At 71.8% G+C, this 25,934-nt stretch carries 25 protein-coding genes, 1 tRNA gene and 9 pseudogenes; 23 read left to right on the top strand and 12 right to left on the bottom strand.

Features of this window, described 5'->3' with window-relative positions; all coding sequences use genetic code 11:
• Positions 1–218: 218 nt before the first annotated feature.
• The gene (locus tag QUE51_RS15160; RefSeq protein WP_286277195.1) at positions 219–1,631 is read left to right on the top strand and encodes a bifunctional phosphatase PAP2/diacylglycerol kinase family protein; all 1,413 of its coding nucleotides are present in this window, start codon (positions 219–221) and stop codon (positions 1,629–1,631) included.
• A 129-nt stretch (positions 1,632–1,760) separates the two neighbouring features.
• Here the strand turns inward: QUE51_RS15160 and QUE51_RS15165 are convergent, their stop codons facing one another.
• The 7 genes from QUE51_RS15165 to QUE51_RS15195 form a co-directional block, all read right to left on the bottom strand.
• On the bottom strand, positions 1,761–2,930 hold the full coding sequence (locus QUE51_RS15165) for a molybdopterin molybdotransferase MoeA (protein ID WP_286277196.1): 1,170 nt from the start codon (positions 2,928–2,930) through the stop codon (positions 1,761–1,763).
• Positions 2,927–3,175: a DUF6457 domain-containing protein gene (locus QUE51_RS15170; RefSeq protein WP_286277197.1), complete on the bottom strand. Its 249-nt coding sequence runs from the start codon at positions 3,173–3,175 to the stop codon at positions 2,927–2,929. The genes QUE51_RS15165 and QUE51_RS15170 overlap by 4 nt, the downstream gene beginning before the upstream one ends.
• Complete coding sequence (mobA, locus tag QUE51_RS15175) at positions 3,172–3,780, bottom strand: molybdenum cofactor guanylyltransferase (RefSeq protein ID WP_286277198.1); 609 nt, start codon at positions 3,778–3,780, stop codon at positions 3,172–3,174. Before mobA ends, QUE51_RS15170 begins: the two co-directional genes overlap by 4 nt.
• Positions 3,780–4,313, bottom strand: coding sequence for an HPP family protein (locus QUE51_RS15180; protein WP_286277199.1), 534 nt, complete (start codon positions 4,311–4,313; stop codon positions 3,780–3,782). Before QUE51_RS15180 ends, mobA begins: the two co-directional genes overlap by 1 nt.
• The gene (locus QUE51_RS15185) at positions 4,310–4,669 is read right to left on the bottom strand and encodes a hypothetical protein (protein ID WP_286277201.1); all 360 of its coding nucleotides are present in this window, start codon (positions 4,667–4,669) and stop codon (positions 4,310–4,312) included. Before QUE51_RS15185 ends, QUE51_RS15180 begins: the two co-directional genes overlap by 4 nt.
• Before the next feature lie 94 nt (positions 4,670–4,763).
• On the bottom strand, positions 4,764–7,244 hold the full coding sequence (locus QUE51_RS15190) for a molybdopterin oxidoreductase family protein (protein ID WP_286277202.1): 2,481 nt from the start codon (positions 7,242–7,244) through the stop codon (positions 4,764–4,766).
• Positions 7,245–7,333: 89 nt separating this feature from the next.
• Positions 7,334–7,582, bottom strand: coding sequence for a hypothetical protein (locus tag QUE51_RS15195; RefSeq protein WP_286277203.1), 249 nt, complete (start codon positions 7,580–7,582; stop codon positions 7,334–7,336).
• A gap of 167 nt (positions 7,583–7,749) precedes the next feature.
• Here QUE51_RS15195 and QUE51_RS15200 point away from each other — a divergent pair, with 167 nt between their 5' ends.
• Entirely contained in the window at positions 7,750–8,019 is a 270-nt protein-coding gene (locus tag QUE51_RS15200; protein ID WP_286277204.1) for a GlsB/YeaQ/YmgE family stress response membrane protein, read from the top strand.
• 111 nt (positions 8,020–8,130) lie between these two features.
• Here QUE51_RS15200 and QUE51_RS15205 read toward each other — a convergent pair whose 3' ends face one another.
• Together QUE51_RS15205 and QUE51_RS15210 are read right to left on the bottom strand one after the other, a co-directional pair.
• Positions 8,131–8,316, bottom strand: coding sequence for a hypothetical protein (locus tag QUE51_RS15205; RefSeq protein WP_286277205.1), 186 nt, complete (start codon positions 8,314–8,316; stop codon positions 8,131–8,133).
• A gap of 166 nt (positions 8,317–8,482) precedes the next feature.
• Positions 8,483–8,568: transfer RNA gene (locus QUE51_RS15210), tRNA-Leu, on the bottom strand.
• Between the two features lie 103 nt (positions 8,569–8,671).
• Between QUE51_RS15210 and QUE51_RS15215 the strand changes: the two are divergent.
• Positions 8,672–9,980: pseudogene (locus QUE51_RS15215) on the top strand (M20/M25/M40 family metallo-hydrolase).
• 3 nt (positions 9,981–9,983) lie between these two features.
• Here QUE51_RS15215 and QUE51_RS15220 read toward each other — a convergent pair.
• The gene (locus QUE51_RS15220) at positions 9,984–10,805 is read right to left on the bottom strand and encodes a TetR/AcrR family transcriptional regulator (protein WP_286277206.1); all 822 of its coding nucleotides are present in this window, start codon (positions 10,803–10,805) and stop codon (positions 9,984–9,986) included.
• Positions 10,806–11,066: 261 nt separating this feature from the next.
• On the opposite strand from QUE51_RS15220, the pseudogene QUE51_RS15225 reads away from it, so the two are divergent.
• From QUE51_RS15225 to QUE51_RS15235, 3 genes and pseudogenes are all read left to right on the top strand, one after another.
• Positions 11,067–11,791: pseudogene (locus QUE51_RS15225) on the top strand (ABC transporter ATP-binding protein).
• A pseudogene (locus QUE51_RS15230) lies at positions 11,788–12,396 on the top strand (ABC transporter permease); the annotation flags it as partial. The pseudogenes QUE51_RS15225 and QUE51_RS15230, both read left to right, overlap by 4 nt.
• Positions 12,397–12,604: 208 nt before the next feature.
• Positions 12,605–13,060 (top strand): ABC transporter permease, encoded by a 456-nt coding sequence (locus tag QUE51_RS15235; protein WP_286277207.1) that lies wholly within the window; start codon positions 12,605–12,607, stop codon positions 13,058–13,060.
• A 34-nt stretch (positions 13,061–13,094) separates the two neighbouring features.
• On the opposite strand, the gene QUE51_RS15240 is transcribed toward QUE51_RS15235, so the two are convergent.
• Positions 13,095–13,508 carry a CBS domain-containing protein gene (locus QUE51_RS15240; protein WP_286277208.1) on the bottom strand — a complete coding sequence of 138 codons (414 nt, stop codon included), beginning with the start codon at positions 13,506–13,508 and terminating at the stop codon, positions 13,095–13,097.
• 190 nt (positions 13,509–13,698) lie between these two features.
• Here QUE51_RS15240 and QUE51_RS15245 point away from each other — a divergent pair, with 190 nt between their 5' ends.
• The 3 genes and pseudogenes from QUE51_RS15245 to QUE51_RS15255 form a co-directional block, all read left to right on the top strand.
• Positions 13,699–14,577: an undecaprenyl-diphosphate phosphatase gene (locus tag QUE51_RS15245; protein WP_286277209.1), complete on the top strand. Its 879-nt coding sequence runs from the start codon at positions 13,699–13,701 to the stop codon at positions 14,575–14,577.
• A 25-nt stretch (positions 14,578–14,602) separates the two neighbouring features.
• A pseudogene (locus QUE51_RS18465) lies at positions 14,603–15,596 on the top strand (pirin family protein).
• Between the two features lie 38 nt (positions 15,597–15,634).
• Positions 15,635–15,916: pseudogene (locus QUE51_RS15255) on the top strand (GNAT family N-acetyltransferase); the annotation flags it as partial.
• Between the two features lie 93 nt (positions 15,917–16,009).
• On the opposite strand, the gene QUE51_RS15260 reads toward QUE51_RS15255, so the two are convergent.
• Positions 16,010–16,909: a PAC2 family protein gene (locus tag QUE51_RS15260; protein ID WP_286277211.1), complete on the bottom strand. Its 900-nt coding sequence runs from the start codon at positions 16,907–16,909 to the stop codon at positions 16,010–16,012.
• Between the two features lie 198 nt (positions 16,910–17,107).
• On the opposite strand from QUE51_RS15260, the gene QUE51_RS15265 reads away from it, so the two are divergent.
• From QUE51_RS15265 to QUE51_RS15320, 14 genes and pseudogenes are all read left to right on the top strand, one after another.
• Positions 17,108–17,599 carry an HAD family hydrolase gene (locus tag QUE51_RS15265; protein WP_350226674.1) on the top strand — a complete coding sequence of 164 codons (492 nt, stop codon included), beginning with the start codon at positions 17,108–17,110 and terminating at the stop codon, positions 17,597–17,599.
• Positions 17,527–17,802, top strand: coding sequence for an HAD-IA family hydrolase (locus QUE51_RS18290; RefSeq protein ID WP_350226675.1), 276 nt, complete (start codon positions 17,527–17,529; stop codon positions 17,800–17,802). Before QUE51_RS15265 ends, QUE51_RS18290 begins: the two co-directional genes overlap by 73 nt.
• A pseudogene (locus QUE51_RS15270) lies at positions 17,799–18,865 on the top strand (tRNA (adenine-N1)-methyltransferase). The gene QUE51_RS18290 and the pseudogene QUE51_RS15270 overlap by 4 nt, the downstream one beginning before the upstream one ends.
• Positions 18,866–18,917: 52 nt before the next feature.
• Positions 18,918–19,877, top strand: coding sequence for an FKBP-type peptidyl-prolyl cis-trans isomerase (locus QUE51_RS15275; RefSeq protein ID WP_286277212.1), 960 nt, complete (start codon positions 18,918–18,920; stop codon positions 19,875–19,877).
• 8 nt (positions 19,878–19,885) lie between these two features.
• The gene (locus QUE51_RS15280) at positions 19,886–20,533 is read left to right on the top strand and encodes a helix-turn-helix transcriptional regulator (RefSeq protein ID WP_286277213.1); all 648 of its coding nucleotides are present in this window, start codon (positions 19,886–19,888) and stop codon (positions 20,531–20,533) included.
• A complete protein-coding gene (locus QUE51_RS15285; protein ID WP_286277214.1) occupies positions 20,443–20,754 on the top strand; it encodes a WYL domain-containing protein in 312 nt (103 codons plus the stop codon). Before QUE51_RS15280 ends, QUE51_RS15285 begins: the two co-directional genes overlap by 91 nt.
• Complete coding sequence (locus QUE51_RS15290) at positions 20,727–20,876, top strand: WCX domain-containing protein (RefSeq protein WP_286277215.1); 150 nt, start codon at positions 20,727–20,729, stop codon at positions 20,874–20,876. Before QUE51_RS15285 ends, QUE51_RS15290 begins: the two co-directional genes overlap by 28 nt.
• Positions 20,873–21,205: pseudogene (locus QUE51_RS15295) on the top strand (helix-turn-helix transcriptional regulator); the annotation flags it as partial. The gene QUE51_RS15290 and the pseudogene QUE51_RS15295, both read left to right, overlap by 4 nt.
• 89 nt (positions 21,206–21,294) lie before the next feature.
• Positions 21,295–21,462: pseudogene (locus QUE51_RS18530) on the top strand (WYL domain-containing protein); the annotation flags it as partial.
• A 45-nt stretch (positions 21,463–21,507) separates the two neighbouring features.
• The gene (locus tag QUE51_RS18535) at positions 21,508–21,849 is read left to right on the top strand and encodes a WCX domain-containing protein (protein WP_491562659.1); all 342 of its coding nucleotides are present in this window, start codon (positions 21,508–21,510) and stop codon (positions 21,847–21,849) included.
• 240 nt (positions 21,850–22,089) lie between these two features.
• A complete protein-coding gene (locus tag QUE51_RS15305) occupies positions 22,090–22,464 on the top strand; it encodes a hypothetical protein (protein WP_286277218.1) in 375 nt (124 codons plus the stop codon).
• Positions 22,425–22,688, top strand: a complete 264-nt coding sequence (tatA, locus tag QUE51_RS15310; protein ID WP_286277219.1) for a twin-arginine translocase TatA/TatE family subunit — start codon at positions 22,425–22,427, stop codon at positions 22,686–22,688. Before QUE51_RS15305 ends, tatA begins: the two co-directional genes overlap by 40 nt.
• A gap of 42 nt (positions 22,689–22,730) precedes the next feature.
• On the top strand, positions 22,731–23,477 hold the full coding sequence (gene tatC, locus QUE51_RS15315; RefSeq protein WP_286279425.1) for a twin-arginine translocase subunit TatC: 747 nt from the start codon (positions 22,731–22,733) through the stop codon (positions 23,475–23,477).
• Positions 23,478–23,493: 16 nt separating this feature from the next.
• A pseudogene (locus QUE51_RS15320) lies at positions 23,494–25,933 on the top strand (DEAD/DEAH box helicase).
• The last annotated feature ends 1 nt before the right edge of the window (position 25,934 follow it).

A 25,934-nucleotide genomic window follows, 5' to 3' on the forward strand; every position in this document is an offset into this window, starting at 1 on the left:
GCCGCCCGCCCCGCGGGAGGGCCGTGCCATTCTGGGGGCGTGACCCCGCCGCGCCCCCGTTCCGTCCGCGACCTGCGAGTCGCACTCCGACGCGCCCGCGTGCTGCCGGCCTGGCTGCGCGCGCTGGATCGCGCGGCCGCCGCGCGGATCAACGGGGAGCCGACGCCACCGGGGTCGACCGCGCCTTCGGGCGCCTGTCCCGCGCGGCCGATCGGGGCGTGCTCTGGTTCGGCATCGCCGCCGTCCTCATGCTCCTCGGCCGGGGACCGGCGGCGCGCCGAGGCGTGACCTCCCTGATGATCGCGAGCATCCTCGCCAACCTGGTGGGGAAGCGCGTGTTCGGCGGCGACCGGCAGCTCCTCGAGGACATCCCCGTCGGGCGGCGGCTGCACAAGCACCCGACCTCCCCGTCCTTTCCCTCCGGGCACTCCGCCAGCGCCGCGGCCTTCGCGACCGGAGTGGCGCTCGAGGCGCCCGCCGCCGGGGCCCTCATCGCCCCGCTCGCGGGCGGGGTCGCGTACTCGCGGCTGCACACAGGGGCGCACTGGCTGTCCGATGTGGTCGGCGGCGTCGCCCTGGGTGCGGCGGTCGCCGGCCTGCTCTACGCGCTTCCGCGGCGCCTCGTCCCTCGGCACGCCATCGGCGGGCTGGGCACCCCGCTCGCGCTGCCCGCGATCGAGGACGGCGACGGCCTGTTCCTGGTGGCGAACTCCCGATCCGGCCGGCACGTGGCCCGCAGAGACCCGCTTCGGATCGTTCAGCGGCGGCTGCCCCGGGCCCGCGTGCACCTGCTCAAGGAGGGCGAGACGGCGGAGCAGGCCGTTGCCGCGGCGCTCGCCCGTCCGACCCCGCCCACGGTGCTCGGAGTGTGCGGCGGAGACGGCACTGTGTCGGCGCTCGCTGGGCTCGCGCGGCGGGCCGGGCTGCCGCTCCTCGTCGTCCCCGGCGGCACGTTCAACCACTTCGCCCGCGCCACGGGTGCGGTGACGGCCGACGAGGCGATCGACGCCCTGCAGGCGGGCGCCGGCCTCTCGGTCGACGTCGCGGAGGCGTTCCTCGACGGCGACGACCCCATCACCGTCCTCAACACGGTGTCGGTCGGCATCTACCCCGACTTCGTGGCGCTGCGCCTCCGTCTCGAGGACCGGTGGACGAAGTGGGGCGCGTCCCTCGTGGCCGCCGGTCAGCTGTTCGGCCGCCTTCGCCCGATCCCCATCGGCATCGACGGGCGCTCCGCCCGCGCCTGGTCGGTGTTCGTCGCAGTTGACCGCAACGACCCGCGGCTGGTCTCGACCATGCAGCGGCGCGGCTTGGACGACCGCGTGCTCGACGTCCGCGTGCTGCACGCCGGTGGCTCCCGCCTGCGCGCCGTCGGCTCCCTCGTCTTCGGCCGGCGCACCAGCGCGGTGCTGCGAGCCCTCCGGCTGATGCCCGCGCGCTCGCGCATCGAGTCGTTCACCACGCCGGCCCTCGACCTGACCCTCCGGGCGCGCGGCGACGAACTGCCCCGCGTCGCCCACGACGGGGAGCTGGAGCGGCCGAGCCCCTCCGCCCCCTCGGTCGTGCTGCATGTGCGGGTGATCCCGGATGGCCTGCAGGTCTACAGCAAGGGCCCAGACCCGGAGGGCTGAGGCACCAATTTGCCGCCGAGCGCGGGCCGTGCGGACGAGCGCGGTGCGGGTACGGGGTGCGCTCGGCGTCCCGGGGCGCGCTCGGCGTCCCGGGGCGCGCTCGGCGTCTCAGGGCGCGCTCGGCGGCGGCTACCAGGGCAGGGAGAGCACCGGGACCGGTGCACCGGCCCGGGTGCCGCCGATCGGCACGAGGGCCAGGACGTCCGCCTCGGCGAGTCCGCGAAGCGTCGCCGGTCCCTGCTGCGGCAGAGGCACGACGCCGTCCGCCGACCGTCGGCAGGCGAGCACCCGGACGCCCCGTCCCGGGTTCTCGAGCTCGACTGCGGCCGGCGCGGGGACCGGCGACGGCGTGCGCCGCCCGAGCATCCCGTCGAGGAGCGGGACGCCGAGGCTCAGCAGGGCCACCATCGCGGCGAACGGGTTGCCGGGCAGGGCGAGGAGCGGACGTCCGGACGGCCCTATGGCGAGCAGGACGGGGTGGCCCGGCCGCATCGCGACGCCGTCCACCACCGCGCTCCAGCCGCGGCTCGCGGCTGCGGCGCGGACGTGGTCGGTCGGCCCCTGCGAGGTGCCGCCCGTCGTCACCACGAGGTCTGCGTCGCTGACGCCGAGCTCGGCGAGCAGCTGATCCGCGTCGCCGCCCAGGTGCCGCACGTCGACCTCTCCCGCCCCCAGCGCGGCGAGGACGCCGGGAAGCTGGGGGCCGTAGGCGTCGCGGACGCGTCCCGGGGACGGAACGCCGGAGACCTCGATCTCCTCTCCGACCACGAGGAGGAGGACCCGGGGCGGCACCCGCACCTCGAGCTCGTCCATGCCGCAGATCGCGGCCAGAGCGAGCGCCGGGGGAGTGAGGCGCGACCCGGCCGGGAGCACGACCTCCCCAGCCGCCACGTCGGAGCCCGCGGGCCGCACGTCCTTCCCCGCGGCGGGCGCCGCCGTCCCGGTGCGGGGCGTGAGGCGGCCGTCGCGCTCCTCGCCGTGCTCGCGGCGCAGGATGCCGGCGCCGGGAGGCACGGGCGCTCCAGTCGCGATGGGGCGCGCCGTGCCGGACACCAGAGGGCGGGGATCAGGCGCGGAGCCGACCGGGATGGCGTCTCCGACTCGCCAGGGCGGCGCCCCCGCGACCGCCCAACCGTCCATGGCCGACGTGTCGCAGCCCGGCACGTCGACGGGCGCGACGAGGGCCGCGGCGAGAGTGCGCCCCGCCGCCGCCTCCAGCGGGCGCGTCTCGGCCCCTCGGATCGTGCGCCGTCCGGCCTCCCACGCCGCGCGCCGTGCGGCCTCCCACTCGGAGGTCACGCGCGTGCGGCCGCCAGCCGGGTGGCGACGCCTGCGGCCTCACGGATGTCCGCGGCGGATCCGCCGCGGAGGGCGGCGGCATAGCCGACGAGGAAGGTGGTCAGGGGAGCGGCGGGTCGTGCGACGCCGTGAGCGGCGTCGCGGGCGAGGTCGAGCACGAGCGGGATGTCGACCTCGAAGCCCGTCAGCTGCAGCGCCGCCACCAGCTCGGCGGCCCAGTCGTCCAGTTCGGAGGGTGCGGTCACGGGTGGTCCTTTCGCGGGATGCCTTCTTCGGACAGTACGCCGAAGCCCGGGATCCCGGCACGTGCGGCGTCCTCGGGGGTGTCGACATCGGCGGTCAGGCGGTCGGCGAGAGGGACCTCCGCGACCTCGGGCAGCTGCGCGAGCAGGCGTCGCAGGGAGGCGCCGGCCACCTCGTCACCCAGTGAGGCGACCGCCGCGCGGAGCGCATCCTCGCGGTAGAGCGCGAGCAGCGGCTGGCGCCGTCCGGCCTCGTCCACTGCCACCCATGCTGCGGCGGTGCCTCCCGCCGCCGCCAGCAGCGCCGGCACGGCCTCGGTCACGCGCGGCTGATCGGCGGCGAGGACGAGGATGTCGCCGTCCTCCGCGGGCGTCAGCGCCGCGAGGCCGGCCGCCAGCGCCGCGACCGGCCCGCCGTAGCGCGGCTCCTCCAGCACGGCGCGGATGGCGGGGAAGGGCGAGACCGGACCCACGATGACGCACTCGCGGGCGGCCTGCGCGGCAGCCACGGCGTGCTCGAGGAGCGTCCGGCTCCCGTACTGCAGAGCTGTCTTGTCGCGCCCGGCGAGGCGACTGGCGCGGCCCCCGGCCAGGATGAGCGCCCGCATCACCGCCGGCGACCGAGCAGCAGCGCGTTGAGCGCCCACCCGGCGACGGTGATGAGCACGATGGCGCCCGCCATCGACAGCAGCTGGGGGAGCGTGGTGAGGATCCCGAGGCTCACGATGAGGGTCGTCGCGCCGGCCGGAGGGTGCGGCAGCTTCAGCAGGGTGAGGACGAGTGTGGTGATCGCGACGGAGAGGACGCCGGCCACGAGGTAGGGGACGGTGAGCCCGCCGACCGGGACGGGCGGCTGCCCCGCGAGCCCGAGAGCGTAGAAGCAGATCGCGCCCGCGAGAAGACCGACGCCGTGCCCGACGAGTGTGTTGAGCGGCCGGGACGCCGGCTGCTCGGGCGACTCGAAGAACAGCATCACCGTCGGCCCGAGGCTCGGGAACAGCCATGGCTGCTTCAGCAGCAGCCCGACCACGCCGGAGAGCGCCAGCACGATCAGGCACAGCAGCGCGGCGTAGACCGCGGCCCCGGGACGCTTCTCCCGCAGCCCGTCCAGCGGACCGCCGGAGAAGGAGTCCGCGCTCATGAGGCGACGAGCAGCGCCTGCGGCGCCGCCTGCTTGATCCGCGTGCTCAGCCAGGACTGCTGCACGCCCGTCTCGGCCGAGCACGCGGTGATGATCCCGAGCAGCTCCTCGTCGCGGAGCGCCTTCCCGGCCTGCTCGACGATGGTCCAGGTGATGCTGACGAGCGACACGAGCACGTAGACATCCTGCAGGTCGCGGAGGAGGCCCACCGGGCCGGTCCGCGCCTCGGTCAGCGCCTCGGCGTGGAAGCGCTCGGGCTCGCCGTCCTGCTGCTCCCCGTACCGCTCCAGGACCGGCGTGAGCCGGCGCTGGTGCTCGTCGCACTGGGTCGCGAGGAGATGGCACAGGTGGAACACGTCGGGCTCGTCGCCGTGGCCGTCTGCCAGCAGGCGGAAGGAGTCGGCGAGGACGGCTTCCGCCCTGTGCAGGAGGCCGAGGTAGAGGGGAGATTCATCGCTGCTCCTCGTCGTCCGGGGTCGCGGGCGGCTCGACCGGGCGGATCGCCTCCTCGGCCTCCGCCTCGGGCCCGCCCACCGTGGGCGGCACGCCGACGGGATCGGCCGGACGCGAGGCGGCCGTGGTGGGGGCGGCGGACGGGCCTTCGCCGTCCGCCACCTTCTCCACGCGCACCGCGGCGACCTTGAAGATGGGCTGCTTCGACACCGGATCCCACTCGGTCATCGTGAGCTCGTTCGCGGCCGTGGGCCGGCCGTCCGGCCCGGACCTGTCCTCCTGGAAGTAGCCGTAGTGGAAGGGCGCGAACACCGTGCCCTCCCGGATGTCGCCCACCCGGGCCGGGACGACCAGCTCCCCGCGCGGAGAGGTCACGCGGATGAGGTCACCCTCGGCGATCCCCAGCGCTGCCGCGTCGGACCGCGAAAGCTCGGCCCACGCCGACGGCGCCGCCCGGTTGAGCTGGCGCGAGCGTGCCGTCTTCGTGCGGGTGTGGAAGTGGTACACGGTCCGTCCGGTCGAGTACTGGAGCGGGTACTCGTCGCTCGGCTCCTCGTGCGCCGGCTTGTACGGCGCGGACTTCAGGATCGCGCGGCCGTTGAGCCCCAAAGCCCGGTACTTATCGGGCCCGACGGAGGCGCCGGTCAGGAGGTCGTGGCCGAAGGTCTCCGCGCGCTGCACGTCGGTGGGGAAGATCCCGTCGCCGTAGAGGCGGACCGTGCCGTCGGGGTGCTCCTCGTTGCAGGGCCACGGGATGCCGCTGCCGCCGCGCAGCTTCTCGTAGCTCAGGCCGGTGTAGTCGCAGAGCTTCCCGCGCGTGCACTCCTGCCAGGCGCGGAACCCGTCCTCGGGTCCGCTCCAGTCGAGGAGCGGCGCCCCGTCGTCCCGGCGGAAATCCATCCGCCGCGCGTAGTCGAGGAAGATGTCGAGGTCGCTCCGGGCGTCGCCCGGCGGCGCGACGGCCTTGTCCGAGAGGTGCACCGTGCGGTTGACGTTGGTGAAGGTGCCCTGCTTCTCACCCCAACCCGCCGCGGGCAGCACCACGTCGGCGTAGCGGGCGGTCTCCGTCAGGTAGAGGTCCTGCACGACCAGGAAGAGCCCCTCCTTGTCGAGGATGTGCCGGATGCGCTCGAGCTGCGGCATCGACACCGCGGGGTTCGTCGCCTGGATCCAGAGGAACTGGATGCTGCCCTGCTCCGCGTAGCGGAAGATCTGCATCGCGTGGGTGGGCGGCGCCCAGTGCGGGATCTTGTCGGGGTGGACGCCCCACAGGTCGGCGAGCTCCTGCACGTGGTCGGGGTTCTCCCAGTTGCGGAACGCGGAGAGGTCCCCGTCGGCGCCGCACTCGCGGTTGTTCTGGGCCGTGGGCTGCCCGTTCATCTGCAGGATGCCGCTGCCCGGCCGCCCGATCTTCCCGGTGAGGAGGTGCAGGTTGTTGACCTGGCACGCGGACGCCGTCGCCTGAGACGACTGGTAGAAGCCCTGCAGGACGGTGGAGAGCACGCGCTGCGAGGTCCCGAAGATCCGGGCCGCGCGGCGGACGTCCTCGGCATCCACCCCGCACGTGCGGGCGACGGCTTCGGGTGTCCATGACTCCACGGTGCTGCGCAGCTCATCGGCGCCGAAGGTGTGCGCCGCGACGTACTCCTCGTCGATCCAGCCGTTCACGAAGAGCTCGCGGATCAGCCCGTTCATGAGGGCGAGGTTCGTGCCCGGACGGACGGCGAGGTGCACGTCGGCGACCCGGGCGACCTCCGTCTCGCGAGGGTCGACGCAGACGACCAGGGGGCGGTCGGGCCCCTCGATGCGATCGAGGACCCGTGCCCAGAGCACCGTCTGGGTCTCGGGCATGTTGTGGCCGTAGAGGAAGATCGCGTCACACTCGTCGATGTCGGCGTAGCTGCCCGGCTGGCCGTCGGACCCGAAGCTCTCCTTCATCGCGGTGGCCGCGGTCGCGGTGCACAGCCGGGTGTTGCCGTCCATGTGCGGCGTCCCGATGCCGGCCTTGCCGAGGATCGCGAGCGCGTAGTACTCCTCGAGGAAGAGCTGACCGCTCGTGTAGAACCCGAAGGCGAGCGGGCCCTTCTCGGCGAGGAGCGCGCGGCTGCGCTCGACGATCGCCCCCATGGCCGTGTCCCAGTCGGTGGGAACGAGCGCCCCGTCGCGGCGGATCAGCGGCTGGGTGAGCCGATCCCCGCTCTCCATGCCCTGCCAGCTGGCGAACAGTCCCTTCGGGCCGAGGCGGCCGTGGTTGACGAGGTCCATGGCGCGGCCGCGAATGCCCACCATGCGCCCGTCCTTGACGGCGATGTCGGCCGCACAGCCGTTGCTGCAGAGGACACAGGCGGACTGCACCCACCGGTCGACATCGTCCTCGGTCAGCCCCTCGGCGAGCTTCTGGTCGACCCGGACGGGCCACCGCTCACCTCGAGCGAACGGCGTGCGGGTTCCCCAGATGTCAGCGATGCGATCGACCATGAGCGCCTCCTCCAGCGACGGACGTTACGCCGGGCCCCCTGCCGGGGCAGGGGTTGGCGGGGAGGCGGGAAGGGAGTAGTGGCCGAACCTCAGTCGTCGTCGAGCAGGCGCCCCAGGATGGCGGGTTCGTTGTCGTCGCCGATCGGCCTCTTCGGGTCGTCGACGAGGCTCGGGTCCCCGTCATCACCGAAGGAGTACTCCGCATCGCTGCGGTCCGCCGCGCTGCTGCGCTCGCCCTCGGCGGTGCCGTCGGACTCGCCGAGCTGGTCGCCCGCCAGGGCGTTGGTCTGATCGAACGGCTCGCCCGCGTCGGGCCTGCCGGTGTCCTGGGTGTTCATGGCCGCACGCTACGCCTCGGGGGAGTGGCGGCCTCGCGACTCTCAGCGGGGACTCAGGTTGAGCGGATCTCACCAGATCGGCGTCGCGGATTGCAAGGGGTATCGGCATACTCACGGCGACTGCCAGTCTGAGGTTCGTCCAGAACCTTCAGGAAAGGAAAGACACCGTGGGCTTCATCGCCTTCCTGATCCTCGGCCTCATCGCCGGCGCGATCGCCAAACTCATCCTTCCCGGCCGACAGGGCGGTGGCTGGATCGCCACGCTGCTCCTCGGCGTCGTGGGAGCGCTGCTCGGCGGCTGGCTCGGTGGCCTGCTGTTCAACGCGCCGCTCCAGGACTTCTGGTCCATCCAGACGTGGCTCCTCGCCATCGTCGGCGCGATCATCGTGCTCCTGATCTGGGGCCTCATCACCGGCCGCCGCAGCAGCCGGGCCTGAGCCCCGCACCACCCCCAGAAGAACCCCGTACAAGGGAAAGCCCCCGGTCGACCGACCGGGGGCTTTTCCTGTTCCTGGCTCAGCGCTCCGCTGTGCGCGCTGTTCGGGCCTTCAGCGCCCGAACAGTCCGCCGAGCTTCCCGAGGAGGTCCTGCGGGTTGATGCCGAACTTCTGCAGCAGGTCGGCGTGCTTGTCGGTGTCCACCTTGTCGGGCAGCTCCGACTCCGCCTGCTTCGCCTCGTCGTGCTTGCCGAGGCCCCTCAGCTGCTCCAGGATCTGCGACTTGTCGATCTCCATGGGATGTCCTCCTGATCCGGCCGGGTCCGGCACCCGACGCCGACCCATCGGAGCACCTCGACCTTCGGAAGTGCCGGGAACCGGTCCGCTCAGACCTCGCAGAGGAGCCCGCGAACACGAAGAAGGCCCCGCCGAAGCGGGGCCTTCTCCTACTGTCTCAACCAGTGTGTCCGAGGGGGACTTGAACCCCCACGCCCTATACGGGCACTAGCACCTCAAGCTAGCGCGTCTGCCATTTCCGCCACCCGGACGAGTGGGCGATCACTGATCGCCGAGGAGAGACACTATCACGACGGGACCCGGCGCTCGCGCCGCCCGCGCGCCTCCGACGGCCCTCCCGGGTAGCGTGGACGGCATGACGAGCGCGTCCGAAGAGCCCCTGACCGAGGTCGCGACGGTGGCTCGGGACCTCATCCGGATGAACACCGTCAACTGGGGCGGCGGACGCTCCGAGGGGAGCGCGAGGCGGCGGAATACCTGGAGGCGCGGCTGTCGCGGCTCGGTGTCCAGCCGCGGCTCTTCGAGCCGGAGCCCGGCCGGGTCTCCGTCGTCGCTCGCGTCGAGGGCGCGAATGCGGAGCGTCCCGCCCTCGTCCTGCACGGGCACACCGACGTGGTGCCGGCCGACGCGGCGCACTGGAGCGTCGACCCGTTCGGTGGCATCGTCCGGGAGGGGATGCTGTGGGGCCGCGGCGCGGTCGACATGAAGGACATGGACGCGATGATGATCACCGCGCTTGAGGACATCCTGACCTCTGGGCGCCGTCCGGCGCGGGACCTCGTGATCGGCTTCTTCGCCGACGAGGAGGCCGGGGAGTGCTCGGTTCGCACTGGCTCGTCGACCACCATCCGGAGCTGTTCGCCGGAGCCACCGAAGCGGTGAGCGAGGTCGGCGGCTACTCCGTCACGTTCGGCGGGCAGCGCTCCTATCTGCTGCAGACCGGGGAGAAGGCCCTCGTCTGGATCAAGCTCACCGCTCGCTCGCCCTCCGCGCACGGGTCCCGGCTCATCTCCGACAACTCGGTGACCAAGCTCGCGGAGGCGGTGGTCGTCCTCGGGCGTCGGAACTGGCCGATCCGGCTCACCCGGACGACGGAGACGCTGCTCGCCGAGGTGGCGCGCATCCTCGACGTCGACCCGGTCCGGACCGGCGCCGACGAGCTCCTGCTCGCGACCGGGACCGCATCCGGCTTCCTGCTCAGCACGCTGCGCACGACCACGAATCCGACCGTGCTGAGCGGCGGGTACAAGCACAACGTGATCCCCGAGGAGGCGAGCGCCCTCATCGACATCCGCTGCCTGCCGGGTGCGGAGGAGGAGACCCTGCGCGAGGTGCGCGAGCTCGTCGGCCCAGAGGTCGAGGTCGAGGTCGTGTACACGGACATCGGGCTGGAGACCGGCTTCGAGGGCCCCCTGGTGGAGACCATGGTCGGACTGCTCGGCCGGCACGATCCCGAGGCGAGCGTCCTGCCCTACCTGATGTCGGGCGGCACCGACAACAAGGCGCTGAGCAAGCTCGGCATCACCGGCTACGGCTTCGCGCCGCTCCGGCTGCCCGACGGCCTCGACTTCCCGGGGATGTTCCACGGCGTCGACGAGCGCGTGCCCCTCGCCGCCCTGGACTTCGGCCAGCGCGTGCTCACCGACCTGCTGCTCGAGTACTGAGGGTCACTTCACCGCAGCGGCAGGAGCCACACGGGAGACGACGGCCTCGTACGCCTCTTCGAGGCTCTCGTACGGGCCCAGGCGCTCGAAGCCCACGACGTTCGGGTAGCAGCAGTAGCCCTGCCGCTCCTGGCGGACGATCGCGACGGCGTTCTCGCCACGGGCGGCGGCGGTCTCGGACAGGACCAGCCACTCGCGCTCGTCGCCCCCGGGAGCCAGCGTCACACGGTCCCGGCGCGCCTCGCCGGCGGGGCGGTGCACGGCGATGAGGGTCTTGGCGAGGCCCCTGGCCCGCTGGATGGCGGCGGAGTCTCCCTCGATGGCGGAGATGACGGCGCCCTTGAGCAGCACGTGGAAGGACAGCGCGAAGTCGTCGGGGTCTCCGAGCCCGGCCTCGGCGGCGAGGGTCGAGAGCATCCGCCGCATCCGCTCCACGTGGAGCAGCATCCGGCGACCGTCGCGCTCGATGCGGCCGGAGCGTCCCAGCATCGTCATCAGCCCGGCGGCATCGAAGTCGGCGCGCCCGAACCACTCCTCGTAGACCGCGAAGAGGGCGAGCAGGCGGTCCTCGGCGGTCCGCGCGCCGGTGCGGACCGTGGCCTCCGCGGCATCCATCGCCCACTGGTGCGACGCGTGCTCGAGGGCGGCCGCCACGAGCACGGAGACCTCCGGGAAGCGCCGCTGGATCTCCTCCACGGGGACGGACGCGGCACTAGCAACGTCCGCGAAGGTGACCTCGGAGTCCCGACTGCTGAACAGGCGGTACGCGGCGGTCAGGATCCGGGTCCGGTCTTCCGTCGTCGTGTCGGGATCGAGGAGGGTCATTCCGGGGACTGTAGTGAAGCGAAAGCGGACTCGCCAAGTTTCCGGAGAACACGGTTCTCCGCACGCTCCGGGGTGGCTGGGCGTCGGCGTGTCTCCCGCGGGGACGCGCATCGGGGGAGGTACAAGACCGCTGTCCCGCGCGTCTCCCCGCGGCGTGGGGGACCCCGGACTGGGGCGTCGGATCGGGTCTTGCCCGGGGGATGACCGGGATGGCGAGCACAGCCCGCGCGTCTTTGGCGGAAGCGGTGCCGTAGGTTCATCCTGCGCGAGGGAGCGCCCCGTCGAGCTCAGGAGGCCCCCACGTCCGCAGTCCCCGTCCTCAGTGCCGTCGACCTGCACAAGGTGTACGGCCGCGGTGAGGGGCGCTTCGAAGCCCTCCGCGGCGTCAGCCTCGATGTCCGGCGCGGCGAGTCCGTCGCGATCCTCGGCAAGAGCGGCTCCGGCAAGTCGACCCTGATGCACCTGCTCGCGCTCCTCGATCGCCCGACGACGGGGGAGATCCTGGTCGACGGTGCCGACGCCGGTCGGCTCGGTCAGGCCGAGCTCGGCCGCATCCGCAACCGCAGCTTCGGCTTCGTCTTCCAGCAGTTCTTCCTCACGCCGAAGGCGAGCGTCCTCGACAACGTGGTGCTGCCGCTCACCATCGCCGGGGTGGGACGCCGGGAGAGACGGCGCCGCGGCATGGAGATGCTCGAGCGACTCCAGCTGGCCGACAAGGCGCGCAACCGGGCGACCGATCTCTCGGGGGACAGAAGCAGCGCGTGGTGATCGCGCGGGCGCTCGTCGCGGCTCCCGACGTGGTGTTCGCCGACGAGCCCACCGGAAACCTGGACACGACGACCGGCGCCGTCGTCGAGGACATGCTCTTCGGCCTCCAGCGCGAGCGCGGCATCACGCTCGTGGTCGTCACCCACGACGAGCAGCTGGCTGCCCGCTGCGACCGCTCGGTGCACATCCGCGACGGCCTGATCGAGCCGAGCGCATGAGGGCCGGCGACCTGCTCCGCTCCGCGATCGGCAACACCTTCCGCAGCAAGCTGCGCACGAGCCTCACGGTCACCGCGATCGCGATCGGCGCGTTCACCCTCACGATCACCAACGGGCTCGGCACCGGCATCAACCGGTACATCGCCGACACGGTGACCTCTCTCGGTGCGGCCGACCTGCTCACGGTCACGACGGCCACCGACGACACCCCGGGGCCGCGCCCCTACGATCCCGACTCCGACACCGTGTCCGCCGGGCAGGGTCGCGGCCAGGTGGTGGCGCTCAACGATGCCGACATCGCGAAGATCGCGGCGACCCCGGGCATCGTCTCGGTCCGCCCCAACCTCCGGGTGGCTCCCGACTACATCGAGGGCGCCGACGGCGATCGCTACGAGCTCGCGATCAGCACCTTCCTCAGCGGCACCACCGTGCAGCTCGCGGCGGGCGAGCAGCTCGACCTCGCCGGGACGGAGCGGCAGCTGCTGCTGCCGGAGGACTATCTGAAACCCCTCGGCTATCCGAACGCGAAGGCGGCGGTCGGCGAGCCGGTGACTCTCGGCATCTCCGACGCGCTCGGCCAGCAGAGCACGGTCACCGCGACGATCGCGGGCGTCAGCCAGGCCGGACTCGTCGCGGCAGGCGGGGCGAGCGCCAACGACGCGCTCACCGACGCCCTCTGGGCCGTGCAGAGCACCGGCCTGCCCGAGGAAGAAGGACAGCTACGGCAGCGCGTCCGCCCGGTTCGACCTCGACGGACCTGCGCCCGGGGCGATCAAGAAGAAGCTCAGCGCCGAGGGCTACGCCAGCACCACCGTGGCCGACCAGCTCGGCTCATTCCAGGCCGTCATCTCGGGCATCATCGCGGTGCTCGACGCGTTCGCCGTCATCGCGCTGCTGGCCGCCGGCTTCGGCATCGTCAACACGCTGCTCATGAGCGTGCAGGAGCGCACGCGCGAGATCGGTCTGATGAAGGCGATGGGGATGCGCGGCAGCCGGGTGTTCGCGCTGTTCAGCACGGAGGCGGTCTACATCGGCTTCCTCGGCAGCGCCATCGGGTCGGCGCTCGGGATCCTGGTGGGCGTCGGCGTCAGCGACGTCCTGGGCCGCACCGTCCTGAAGGATCTCACCGGCCTGCAGCTCGTCGCGTTCGATCCCGTTTCCGTGGCGGTCGTGATCCTGCTCGTGATGGCGATCGCCTTCCTCGCCGGCACCCTGCCCGCCGTCCGCGCCGCACGCCAGAACCCGATCGACGCCCTCCGCTACGAGTGAGCGGAGGGCGTCGAGGGTTCGGGATGGCGGCCGGCTAGGAGGAGATGTCCTCGAGCAGGTCGCCGACCCGCTCCGGCGGCAGGTTCCGGGCCAGGTCGGCCTGGCTCACCATGCCGACGAGCTGGTGCCCGTCGATGACCGGGAGCCGGCGGATCTGGTACTGCTTCATCGTGCGGACCGCCTCCTCGAGGTCGTCGTCCGCGCCGATCGTGACCGGCTTGCCCTCGCCGAAGGACCCCGCCGTCACCTGCGACGGGTCGCCGCCGTCGGCGATGCACTTCACGACGATGTCGCGGTCGGTCAGCATGCCCTTCAGCCTGCCGTCCTCCCCGCAGATGGGCAGCGCGCCGACGTCGAGCTCGCGCATCTTCTTCGCTGCGGCGATGAGGTTCTCGTTCTCCCCGACGCACTCGGCGCCCGGAGTCATGATGTCCCGTGCGGTTGTCATCAGCTCTCCTTCCTGGGTTGCGGGGTCCGTCGACCCTCGCTGACCGCGACGGTACGCCCGCGATTCCGCCGCGGAAAGGGGTTGCGGGGTCTCGCGCCATGCCGCTCCGCCGGATCGGGGGCGGCCGATCGCGCCGGTAGGGTGACGGAGGCAGGGGACCTCCTGCTCGCTCACGACGCTGGAGGCCGCTGTGCACATCCTCGAGGCCCTCCTGCTCGGCTTCGTCCAGGGACTCACCGAGTTCCTGCCGATCTCCTCGAGCGCGCACCTGCGCATCGTGGGCGAGTTCCTGCCGGGCGCCGAGGACCCGGGCGCGGCCTTCACCGCCATCACGCAGCTCGGCACCGAGACCGCGGTCCTCGTGTTCTTCTGGCGCGACATCGTGCGGATCGTCTCCCGCTGGTTCCTGGCGCTGTTCGCCCTCAAGGACTCGGCGGGCCAGGTCCGGGTGCCGCGGGACGATCCGGATGCCCGGATGGGCTGGCTGATCATCCTCGGCTCGCTGCCGATCGGCATCCTGGGGCTCCTGTTCCAGGACGACATCACGACCACCCTCCGCTCGCTCTGGGTCGTCGCGTTCACGCTCATCGTCTTCGGCATCCTGCTCGGGGTCGCCGATCTGGTGGGGCGGAAGGAGCGCCGGCTCAACACCCTCAGCGTTCCGCACGGCATCGTGTTCGGGTTCGCTCAGGCGCTCGCGCTGATCCCCGGCGTCTCGCGCTCCGGCGGCACGATCACGGCAGGCCTGTTCCTCGGCTACACGCGCCGAGCCGCCGCCCGCTACTCGTTCCTGCTCGCGATCCCCGCGGTGTTCCTCAGCGGCCTCTACGAGCTCTACAAGTCGGTGAAGGACCCGTGCACGGCCGCCGTCGCCGGCTGCGCGCCCGAGGTCTTCAGCCCGCTCGAGACGGGGCTCGCCACGGTCGTCGCCTTCGTCGTCGGCCTCGTCGTCATCGCGTTCTTCCTCAGCTACATCTCGAAGCGCTCCTTCCTGCCGTTCGTGATCTACCGCGTCCTGCTCGGCGGCGCGCTCATCGTCCTGCTCAGCACCGGAGTCCTCACCGCCTGAGGCGAGGCGGTGGCAGGATGATCGCGTGACCGATCTGGAGGCGCGCCCTGGACTCGTCGTCGCCGAGGACGGGCCCGCCTACGCCGGCGTGCAGGTGCTCGAGCCGCGGGACGTGCCGCTCGGCGGAGTGCGCGCCATGACGGTCCGCCGGACCCTGCCGCAGCGGCGCCGATCGCTCATCGGCGCCTGGTGCTTCCTGGACTCCTACGGGCCCGACGACGTCGGCGCGTCGGGCGGCATGCAGGTGCCGGGACACCCGCACACCGGGTTGCAGACGGTCACCTGGCTCTTCGAAGGCGAGATCGAGCACCGCGACACCCTCGGCACGGTCCGCGTGATCCGCCCCGGCGAGGTGAACCTCATGACGGCCGGCTCGGGCATCGCCCACTCCGAGTACTCGACGGCCGGCACGACCCGGCTGCACGGGGCGCAGCTGTGGGTCGCCCTGCCCGACTCCCGGCGCGCGGGAGCGCGCGACTTCGAGAACTACGCCGCGCCACAGATCGCGGTGGGAGACGCCCGCATCCGGGTCTTCCTCGGCGAGCTCGCGGGGGAGCGGTCGCCGGTGGCGACCTGGACGCCTCTCCTCGGCGCCGAGATCCTCCTGCCCCCGGCGGCGCCGTCGAGCTCGCGACGGATCCCGGGTTCGAGCACGGCCTCCTCGTCGACGAGGGGCCCGTGCTGCTCGACGGCGTGCCGGGGAGCCCGGGCGCCTGCTGTACCGCGACGCCGGCCCGGCGACGATGCGCCTCGAGGCGCCCGAGGGCGCCCGCCTGCTCCTCCTCGGCGGAACGCCGCTCGGCGAGCCGATCGTCATGTGGTGGAACTTCGTCGCCCGCAGCCACGAGGAGATCGTCGCCCAGCGCGCACAGTGGCAGGCCCAGCTGGCTGCGGCCACGGCCGGCGGCGAGCGAGGCGGACCCTTCGGGGCGTTCCCGGAGGTGTGGCGCACGGTGCTGCCGGCACCGGAGCTGCCGACGGTGCGGCTGCGGCCGCGCGAGCAGGGAAGGACGGCATGACCGAGGACAACGTCGCCATCGAGTTCCAAGGGGACCGGAACCGGTACGTGCTGCGGTTCGACGGCGAGTTCGCGGGGGTCGCGCACTTCCTGCCGCACGGCGACCAGCGCGTCTTCACGCACACCGTCGTCGACGACCGCTTCGAGGGTCAGGGCCTCGGCAGCCAGCTGGTGCGCGCGGCGCTCGAGGGAACGCGGAAGGACGGCAAGCGCATCGTCCCCGTCTGCCCGTTCGTCGACGCCTACGTGCAGCGCCACCACGACTGGGACGACCTCATCGACCGGCCCACGAAGGCCCTGCTCGCGAGCCTCCCCGACTGACGGCGGGCCGCGGGTCCTGCGGACACGGCGCGGCCGCGCGCGGGGCCTCGGATGTCCGCACGACCCGCGGGAGCGACGGACCTGGCGACCGAGCTAGGGGCGCTCGCGCCCGTCCGCCCAGCCGTCGCGACCGTCGCCCCGGCGGCGCAGGTACCGCTCGAACTCCTTGGCGATCGCCTCGCCGCTCGCATCCGGGGAGTCGACGGTGTCGCGCGCCTGCTCCAGCTGCTCGATGTACGCGGCCATGTCCTCGTCCTCGCCGGCGATGGCGTCGATGCCCGACTCCCACGCCGTGGACTCCTCCTCGAGGTCACCACGTGGGATGGGCACGCCGAGGACCTCCTCCAGCCGCTCGACGAGCGCGAGGGTGGCCTTGGGCGAGGGCGCGTTGTGCACGTAGTGCGGAACCGAGGCCCAGATCGAGATGCTCGGGATGCCGACCACCTCCGCCACGTCGGCGAGCACGGAGAGGATGCCGACCGGGCCCTCGTAGGTGCTGCGCTCGAGCCCCAGCTCGTCGCGGAGCTCCTGGCTTTCGCTCGAGGAGAAGATCGAGATCGGACGCGTGTGGGGGACGTCCGCGAGCATCGCGCCCACCACGACCAGCCCGCTGATGTCGTGGACGAGTGCCGCGTCGATGACGTCGGCCGCGAAGCTCTTCCAGCTGCGGGACGGCTCGCTGCCGAGCATCACGAAGATGTTGTCGACTCGCTCGAGCGGCTCGGGAGCCACCCCGGCCAGGTCGTCGTCCTTCGCGGGGCCGTAGATGGTCGCCGTCGGCCAGCGCAGGCGACGGCGGCCGTCGTCGTCGATGTACACGACGGGCCTCGTGAACTGGTAGTCGAAGTACTGCTCCGGGTCCAGCTCGTGAACGGGCGTCAGTCCGAGGGAGTCCTTGAGCACGGCTGCGGCGCCGGAGGCCGCCTCGCCCGCGTCGTTCCAGCCCTCGAATGCGACGACGAGGATCCGACCGTCGCTGAACCGCTCCGCCACGTGTCCTGCCCTTCCGCCCGCACGCGGGCTTCGTCTCAGGATAGGTCTCCGCCGATGCCGCTGGCCGGAGATCGGGGTTCCGTTCGCCATCAGCCGATTCGCCGCCCCGCGCGAGTCGGCGCACGGCGCGCGTCGGAGGGGACGTCGGCGCCGCCGTCGAGGCGGGCGCTCCGTGCCCGTTGCCTAGACTGGCCCGTTGTGACTTCCGCCCTTCCCGCCGCCGTCCTCTGGGACATGGACGGCACCCTCGTCGACACCGAGCCGTACTGGCAGGCGACCGAGACCGAGCTCGTGGAGTCGTTCGGCGGCACCTGGCACCCCGAGGACGGGCTGGCGCAGGTGGGGCTGAGCCTGTGGATCTCTGCCGAGACGCTCCAGGCGAAGGGCGTGCCCTGGGATGCGGCCGACATCATCGACCACCTCCAGCGCGAGGTGATGAAGCGGGTCAGGGACAACGTGCCGTGGCGTCCGGGCGCGCGCGAGCTGCTGACCGAGCTGCGCGCCGCCGGCGTCCCGACCGCGCTCGTGACCATGTCCATGCGGCCGATGGCCGAGGAGATCGCGGCGGCGTTCCCCTGGCCGGCCCGGCCTTCGACGTCATCGTCTCCGGCAGCGACGTGGAGAACCCCAAACCGCATCCCGAGCCGTACCTCCGGGCGATGGAGCTCCTCGGGGTGCCAGCCCAGCTGACGGTCGCGATCGAGGACTCCCGGCCCGGCCTCGCCTCCGCCATGAGCGCGGGAGCCACGGCGATCGGGGTGCCGCACACGGTCGACCTGCCTTCCGGCAACGGCTACACCGTCTGGCCGACGCTGGCGGGCCGGCACATCCCCGATCTGGTCGCCCTGCTTCCCGGCGCACCCGAGGTGGACGACGAGGAGCTCGCCTCATGAGCGCATTCTCCGGGCCCTTCGAGGTCGGCGACCGCGTCCAGCTCACAGGCCCGAAGGGCCGCCTCAACACGATCACGCTCGCCCCCGGCAAGCAGTTCCACTCACACCGCGGCGTGCTCGAGCACGAGGCGCTCATCGGGCTGCCCGACGGGTCGGTCGTCGCCAACTCCGGGGAGTGGAGTACCTCGCCCTCCGGCCGCTGCTGTCCGACTTCGTCATGAGCATGCCGCGCGGCGCCGCGATCATCTATCCGAAGGACGCCGCGCAGATCCTCGCCCAGGCCGACATCTTCCCGGGCGCCCGGGTGATCGAGGCCGGCGTCGGCAGCGGGGCGCTGAGCCTCTGGCTGCTGCGCGCGATCGGCCCGTCGGGCACCCTCACCTCCTTCGAGCGCCGGGAGGAGTTCGCGGATGTCGCGGCGGGCAACGTCGTCGGCTTCCTCGGCACGGAGCCGGCGAACTGGCGGATCGTGACGGGCGACCTCGTCGAGGAGCTGCCGGCCGTCGCCGAACCCGGCACGGTCGACCGCGTCGTCCTCGACATGCTCGCGCCCTGGGAGTGCATTGACGTCGCAGCCGACGCCCTCACCCCCGGCGGCGTCCTGCTCTGCTACATCGCGACCGTGACCCAGCTGAGCCGCGTCGCCGAGGCGATCCGCGAGTCGGGCGCCTTCACCGACCCGGACTCGAGCGAGACGCTGGTCCGCACGTGGCACGTCGAGGGGCTCGCGGTGCGTCCGGACCACCGGATGATCGGTCACACCGGATTCCTCCTCACCGCCCGCCGCCTCGCGCCCGGCGCGATCCTGCCGCAGGTCAAGCGCCGTGCCTCGAAGACGGAGTACGGCGACGAGGACGTCGAGCTGTGGACCCCGGGCGCGCTCGGGGAGCGAGGCAGCGCGAGCGCGAAGACGCTCCGGCGCAAGGTCCGGGCCGCACAGGCCGGCGCAGCCGCGTCCCTGGCGCGCGGCGGCGAAGGGACGCCCGCGACCCCGGACTCGCCGCCACCGAGCGAGGACCGTACCGGCGCGGGGTCCGCGTTCGGCGCGGACGCCGACCAGTAGACTGGTCGGCGGCCGATCCCGGCCCCTCGGCTTCCCCTGGACGGCTTCCTCCATGATCAGACGACTCCCGCGCGTCGTGTCCGCCACGCTCGTGGCCGGCGCCCTGCTCGGCGGCCTGTCCGCCTGCTATGTCGGCCCCGCGAACACGGATTGCGTGCCGAAGGCCTCCGCCGGCACCGCGTCGAACGCGGTCTCCGCGTCCGGCACAGTGCTCAGCCAGCCGGACGTCACCTTCCCGACGCCGCTGCGCCCCAAGAAGACCGAGGTCAGCGTGCTGCAGGCCGGCGAGGGCACGCCCATCCAGGGCGACCAGTTCGTGTCGGGCTACCTCACGATCCTGAACGGCACGACCGGGGACGTCCTGGACCAGTCGGACTACGGAGCAGGCACCCCGTCGTCGTTCGTGATCGACAAGCTGCCGATCGCGGGCCTCAAGAAGGGCCTCCAGTGCGCCGAGGTCGGCAGCCGCGTCGCGGTCGTCGTCCCCGGCAAGGAGGCGTTCTCCGACGACAGCCGCCCCGCCGGCATCGCGAAGGACGACTCCCTCGTGGTCGTCGTCGACTTCAAGGACGCCTTCCTCGCCCGTGCGCAGGGGATCGCCCAGGTCGCCCAGGAGGGCCTCCCGTCCGTCGTGCTCGCGCCCGACGGCCGCCCCGGCATCACGATCCCCGCGGCAGACCCGCCGAAGAAGCTCCAGGTGGCCGACCTCATCTCCGGCAACGGCCGGAAGGTGAAGAGCGGCGACTCGGTCCTCGTCAACTACACGGGCGTGCTCTGGAAGGAGGGCACCGTCTTCGACTCCAGCTGGCAGAACGGCGCCCCGATCACCATCAAGGCGACGAAGGGGCAGGCGATCCCCGGCTTCCTCGACGCCCTGAAGGGCGCCCAGGTGGGCGACCAGATCCTCGCGGTCATTCCGCCGGACCAGGCGTACGGCGATCAGGCGAGCGGGTCCGTCCCGGCCGGATCGACGCTCGTCTTCGTCATCGACGTCCTCGGCATCGTCAAGTAAGCACTCCGTTGGCGTCGGAGGCGGTGCCCGTCGAGGAGAGGCTCTTCAGCCTCGTCCTCGCCCTCGTCGCGACCGAGCACGGCCTCACCAAGGCGGAGATCCTCTCCTCCGTGCAGGGCTATCGCCAGCGGTACTCGACGGGCGGGAACAACGCGAGCCTCGAGCGCCAGTTCGAGCGCGACAAGGACGACATCCGCGAGCTCGGCGTGCCGCTCGAGACCATCGAGCCGCCGAGCGAGGCGGGCAACAACCAGAACCTCCGCTACCGCATCCCGAAGGGCGCATACGACCTGCCTGCGGACGTGACGTTCACGCCGCAGGAGACGACGCTGCTCAACCTCGCCGCTGAGGTCTGGCGCGAGGGCTCGCTGTCGAGCGAGTCGCACCGGGCCCTCATCAAGCTCCGCTCGCTCGGCGTCGAGGCAGACGACCCGACCATCGGCTATGCGCCGCGCATCCGCGTCCGGGAGACCGCCTTCGAGCCCCTCCGGTCGGCGATCGACAAGCACCTCGTCGTCAAGTTCGCGTACCTCAAGCCGGGGAGAACGCCGCGACCGAGCGGACCGTGGAGCCGCTGGCCCTCGTCAAGCACGAGGGACGCTGGCACCTCGCCTCGCAGGACCGCGCGCGCAAGGCGCCCCGCACCTTCCTGCTGAGCCGCATCGTGGGACCCGTCACGACCACGCGGACCGTGTTCGTCCCGCCGGAAGGCGACGCCGCGGCAGCCGCGCTGAACGAGCTGGACCGCATCCTCGCCAACGGCCGCGTGCGGATCCGCGTGGCCCCGGGCTCGGACGCCGAGACGCGCCTCAGCCGCCGCGCCGCCTCCGTGCCGGCGGAGGGGAGCTCGTGCTCAACTACTCCGACTCCAACCTGATGGCGGACGAGCTCGCCTCGTTCGGACCCGAGGTGCTCGTCCTCGAGCCCGATCATCTGAAGGACCGGGTGATCGCCCGGCTGAGGCGCGTCGTCGCCGACCACGAGGAGGCGGCTCGATGAGCGCGCGACCGCTGCAGGCGCAGGACAAGCTCGCCTTCCTGCTGTCGCTGGTGCCCTACCTGATCGACCACGAGCAGGTGAGCGTCGCCGAGGCGGCGAAGCACTTCGGGGTCAGAGACGACGAGATGCGTCGCGCCGTCGAGCTCATCGCCGTCTCCGGGCTGCCGGGCGACAGCGACGCCTACCTGCACAACGACCTCTTCGACATCAACTGGGACGAGTTCGAGGAGAACGATCTGATCGTCCTCACCCACTCGGTCGCGATCGACGAGTCGCCGCGCTTCTCCGCCCGCGAGACGGCGGCGCTGCTCGCCGGGCTGCAGTATCTGTCGGCGCTGCCCGAGAACGCGGATCGGGCCGCGCTCGCGTCGCTCATGAACAAGCTCGCGCGGGGGCCTCCGCCCCGCCGAGCCCCGTGGTGGTCGCCGGCGCCCGCGTCGACGCGGACCTCCCGGTCCTGCGGGATGCCCTCGTCGCGAAGCATCAGGTCGAGTTCGCGTACCGGGATGCGCAGGGCAACACCGAGACCCGCACCGTCGATCCGCTGCGGCTCGACTCGGACGACGAGAACTGGTACCTCCGGGGCTGGGACCATGCCCGCGAGGCTGTCCGCACCTTCCGGCTCGACCGGATGAGCGCCGTGCGCGCGACGGATGCGCCCGTCAGCCGGGCCGCGGAGGAGGTCGCGCTCTCCGACGTGCTCTTCGAGACGTCGCCCGAGGACCTCACGGTCGTCGTCGAGGTCAGCGAGAGCGCGCTGCCGCTTCTGGGGGAGTACCTGCCGGAGGGCACCCGCACGCGTCCCGGCGCGCGCCCGGGTCTGGTCGAGGCGACGATCCGCGTGGGCCACTACCACGGCCTCAAGCGCCTGGCGGCGCGTCTGTCGGGCACGGTCCGCGTCCTCTCCCCGGACGACGCGCGTACCGCGGTCGCAGACTGGGCCCGCGCGGGCCTCGCCGCCTACGACGCCTGAGCGCGCGCCCTCGCGCCCGCGAACCGAGGACCACAAAGCAGCGCATCGCGACAACACGCCCGCTGATTGAGGAGCCGCGAAGCGGCGTCTCGAAATCCGCGGGACGATCCTTGGGCGCGGCGCCCCGTACTCTCCGACCATCGGGCCTGATTTCGAGACGCTCGCAGCGCGAGCTCCTCAATCATCGGTACTCGGCGCCCTCCTCCTTTCCCGCATTTCGAGCGGAACTAGACTCGGGGGATGCCGTGGTGGTCCTGGGTGCTCATCTGGGTGCTGCTCGTGCTCGCGATGCTCGGCATGCTCGCGCTCTTCGGCTGGTGGCTGTTCCGCAAGGCCATGACCGCCTTCGAGGCGCTCGGGGAGCTGACGTCGAAACTCGAGCTGCTCGACGCCGCGAGTGACGAGGTCTCACCCCGCCACTTCACCAACGCGATCCTCCGAGATCGCGCGGAGGTGCAGGAGGCGCATCGCGTCCTTGCCGATCTCCGAGCAGACCGGAAGCGTGTGCGCCGGGAGAGCCGCCTGGCCCGGGGTAAACTCCTGGTAACCGCCGATCTGAGAAAGAGGACCTTCCCATGGGAATCTTCGGCAACGCATTCGGATGGCCGCACCTGATCGTCATCCTGGTCATCGTGCTGCTGCTGTTCGGGGCGCCCAAGCTGCCGGCCCTCGCGAAGAGCATCGGCCAGTCCATGAAGATCTTCAAGGCCGAGATCAAGTCCGACGATGACCCGCGGATCGACGCGCCCAAGACCCCGATCGTGTACACCGAGGACCCGCCGGCCGTCGCGCCGACCGTGACCCCGGCGGACAGCACGGGGTCCCAGCCGAAGCAGTAGCGGATGGCCCGCGCACGGCGGGACCGCGACTCCGAGCGGCGCATGTCGCTCGGCGAGCACCTGCTGGAACTGCGGCGCCGGCTGTTCATCTCTGCGATCGCGATCGCCGTCGCGATGGTGGCCGGCTACCTGCTCTCCGACTGGATCTGGGACGCCCTGCGGACGCCCATGTACGCGCTGGCGAAGAGCCACGACGCGAAGATCAACTACACGAACATCACGCAGGCGTTCGACCTCAAGCTGCGCATCTCGTTCACGGCGGGCCTCGTGCTCTCCGCGCCGGTGTGGCTCTACCAGGTCTGGGCGTTCATCGTCCCGGGCCTCACGCGCAAGGAGCGGCAGTACGGCTTCGGCTTCTTCTTCGCCGCCGTCCCGCTGTTCTTCGCCGGCTGCGCGAGCGGCTGGTACGTGTGGCCGCACATCGTCGAGCTCATGGTCGGCTTCGCGCCCAAGCAGGACTCGGTGTTCCTCAACGCGAGCGACTACCTCGACTTCGTGCTCAAGCTGATCCTCATCGTCGGCGTCGCCTTCGTCCTGCCGGTGTTCCTCGTGCTGCTCAACTTCGTCGGCGTCCTGCCCGGCGTCAGCATCCTCAAGAGCTGGCGCGTCGCCATCCTCACGATCGTGCTGTTCACGGCGGTCGCCACCCCGGCGGCCGATGTCATCTCGATGTTCCTCCTCGCGATCCCGATGGTGCTGCTCTACGTGGCAGCGGCGGGCATCGCGGTCCTGCACGACCGGCGGGTGGCGCGCCGCACGGACGCGCTTGCGGCCGGGTACGCCTCCTGACACGGAACGGAACACCATGACCGCAGAGCTGTCCCCGGCGGAGCGCTTCGCCGCCTCGCGGAACAAGCGCCGCTTCCCGGCCCTCGACGCGTTCCAGGCGCGCCAGTCCTTCGACCTGGACCCGTTCCAGGTGCGCGCGTGCGAGTCGCTGGAGGAGGAGGGGCGTGCTCGTGGCCGCCCCGACGGGAGCCGGCAAGACCATCGTCGCCGAGTTCGCGGTCTTCCTCGCGATGCAGGAGGTGAGCGACAAGGTCTTCTACACCGCGCCCATCAAGGCGCTGTCCAACCAGAAGTTCAACGAGCTGGTCGAGGACTACGGACCCGAGAACGTCGGTCTGCTGACGGGCGACACCAACATCAACGCGCGCGCCCGGATCGTCGTCATGACGACCGAGGTCCTCCGCAACATGCTCTACGCCGACTCCGACCTCCTGCAGGACCTCGCGTTCGTCGTCATGGACGAGGTGCACTACCTCGCCGACCGCTTCCGCGGCCCGGTGTGGGAGGAGGTCATCATCCACCTGCCGCAGACCGCACGCCTGGTGTCCCTGAGCGCGACGGTGTCGAACGCCGAGGAGTTCGGCGACTGGCTGCAGGCGGTCCGCGGCGACACCGACGTGATCGTGTCCGAGGAGCGCCCGGTGCCGCTCCAGCAGCACGTCATCGTGCGCTCCAAGCTCGTCGACCTCTTCGACTCATCCGGGCTCGCCGCGACCAACCGGGTGAACCCGGAGCTTGTGCAGATGGCCCGCTACGGCGGCCGGGTGCTGGGGGTCCGGGAGGCGCGGGATGTGGGCCGCCGCCATTCGAAGGGCGGCCGTCCTGACATGGGCCGGATGGACCGGGCCGATCTCGTCCGCCTGCTCGACGAGCGCAACCTCCTGCCCGCCATCTTCTTCATCTTCAGCCGGGTGGGCTGCGACGCCGCGGTCCAGCAGGTTCTCCGTGACGGCGTCAAGCTCACGGAGTCGTGGGAGCGGAAGGAGATCCGCGAGATCGTCGAGGACCGCTGCCGCACGCTGATGGACGAGGACCTCGCCGTCCTCGGCTACTGGGAGTGGCTCGAGGGCCTCGAGCGCGGGGTGGCGTCCCACCACGCCGGCCTCCTGCCGGCCTTCAAGGAGGTCGTCGAGGAGCTGTTCCAGCGGAAGCTCGTCAAGGTGGTCTTCGCGACGGAGACGCTCGCGCTCGGCATCAACATGCCCGCTCGCACGGTCGTCCTGGAGAAGCTCGAGAAATTCAATGGGGAAGCCCGCGTCCCGATCACGCCGGGGGAGTACACCCAGCTGACCGGCCGCGCCGGGCGCCGGGGCATCGACGTCGAGGGTCACTCCGTCATCCAGTGGGCCGACGGCATGGAGCCGCAGGCCGTCGCCTCGCTCGCCTCCCGGCGCAGCTATCCGCTGAACTCCTCCTTCCGGCCCACCTACAACATGGCGGTCAACCTCATCGAGCAGTTCGGCCGGGACCGCACCCGCGAGATCCTCGAGTCGAGCTTCGCCCAGTTCCAGGCCGACCGGGCCGTCGTCGACCTCGCCCGCAAGGTGCGCCAGCAGGAGGAGTCGCTCGCCGGCTACGAGAAGGCCATGCAGGACGAGAGCGGGCAGAGCGGCGACTTCACGGAGTACGCGCAGATCCGCCGCGAGATCACCGACCTCGAGCGCGCCGGCTCCCAGAACCGCGACCGGACGAAGGCGCAGGCGGAGAAGCACCAGCGGCGCCTGGCCGAGCTGCGGAAGCGGCTGCGTACCCATCCCGGCCACTCGTCGCCGAAGCGCGAGGAGCTGTCCCGCTGGGCGGAGCGCTGGTGGCGCCTCAAGCGCCAGACGGACGGCCTCCGGCAGCAGATCGCGACGCGGACCGGTGCAGTCGCCAAGGTCTTCGACCGCGTCACCGACGTGCTTCTCGAGGAGGGCTACCTCAAGCTCGACGCCGAGGGGCAGATCGTCCTGACGGGCAACGGGACCATGCTCAAGCGGATCTACGGCGAGCGAGACCTCCTCGTCGCGGAGTCTCTGCGCCGCGGCGTCTGGAACGAGCTGGATCCTGCCGCCTTCGCCGCCCTCGCCACCACGCTGGTCTTCGAGCCGCGACGCGAGGAGGACCCGGTCTCGGAGCGCTGGCTCCCGCGCGGCCCCTTCCGCGCCTCCCTCGACAAGCTGCAGGACATCTGGGCCCGGCTCGACGACGTCGAGCGGGACCACAAGCTCCCCGGCTCCACGCCGCCCTCCACCGGACTCGTGATCGCGATGCACAAGTGGGCGCGGGGTGGCCCGCTCGATCAGGTCCTGCGCGACGCGGACCTGCAGGCGGGCGACTTCGTCCGCTGGTCGAAGCAGACCATCGACCTGCTCGACCAGATCTCGATCGTCGCGGACGGCCGCCAGGGACGCACGGCCCGCCAGGCCATGGACGCCATCCGGCGGGGCATCGTCGCCTACTCGAGCGTGGGCTGAG

Source organism: Naasia aerilata (assembly GCF_030296595.1).
GTDB lineage: Bacteria > Actinomycetota > Actinomycetes > Actinomycetales > Microbacteriaceae > Naasia > Naasia aerilata.

What these genes read in the sequence shown, in the direction of transcription:
- mobA (WP_286277198.1), bottom strand. Translation starts at nt 3,780, where the DNA reads ATGCGGGCGCTCATCCTGGCCGGGGGCCGCGCCAGTCGCCTCGCCGGG.
- QUE51_RS15180 (WP_286277199.1), bottom strand. Translation starts at nt 4,313, where the DNA reads ATGAGCGCGGACTCCTTCTCCGGCGGTCCGCTGGACGGGCTGCGGGAG.
- QUE51_RS15190 (WP_286277202.1), bottom strand. Translation starts at nt 7,244, where the DNA reads ATGGTCGATCGCATCGCTGACATCTGGGGAACCCGCACGCCGTTCGCT.
- QUE51_RS15195 (WP_286277203.1), bottom strand. Translation starts at nt 7,582, where the DNA reads ATGAACACCCAGGACACCGGCAGGCCCGACGCGGGCGAGCCGTTCGAT.
- QUE51_RS15205 (WP_286277205.1), bottom strand. Translation starts at nt 8,316, where the DNA reads ATGGAGATCGACAAGTCGCAGATCCTGGAGCAGCTGAGGGGCCTCGGC.
- QUE51_RS15220 (WP_286277206.1), bottom strand. Translation starts at nt 10,805, where the DNA reads ATGACCCTCCTCGATCCCGACACGACGACGGAAGACCGGACCCGGATC.
- QUE51_RS15240 (WP_286277208.1), bottom strand. Translation starts at nt 13,508, where the DNA reads ATGACAACCGCACGGGACATCATGACTCCGGGCGCCGAGTGCGTCGGG.
- QUE51_RS15275 (WP_286277212.1), top strand. Translation starts at nt 18,918, where the DNA reads ATGATCAGACGACTCCCGCGCGTCGTGTCCGCCACGCTCGTGGCCGGC.
- QUE51_RS18535 (WP_491562659.1), top strand. Translation starts at nt 21,508, where the DNA reads ATGAGCGCCGTGCGCGCGACGGATGCGCCCGTCAGCCGGGCCGCGGAG.
- QUE51_RS15305 (WP_286277218.1), top strand. Translation starts at nt 22,090, where the DNA reads ATGCCGTGGTGGTCCTGGGTGCTCATCTGGGTGCTGCTCGTGCTCGCG.
- tatA (WP_286277219.1), top strand. Translation starts at nt 22,425, where the DNA reads ATGGGAATCTTCGGCAACGCATTCGGATGGCCGCACCTGATCGTCATC.
- tatC (WP_286279425.1), top strand. Translation starts at nt 22,731, where the DNA reads ATGTCGCTCGGCGAGCACCTGCTGGAACTGCGGCGCCGGCTGTTCATC.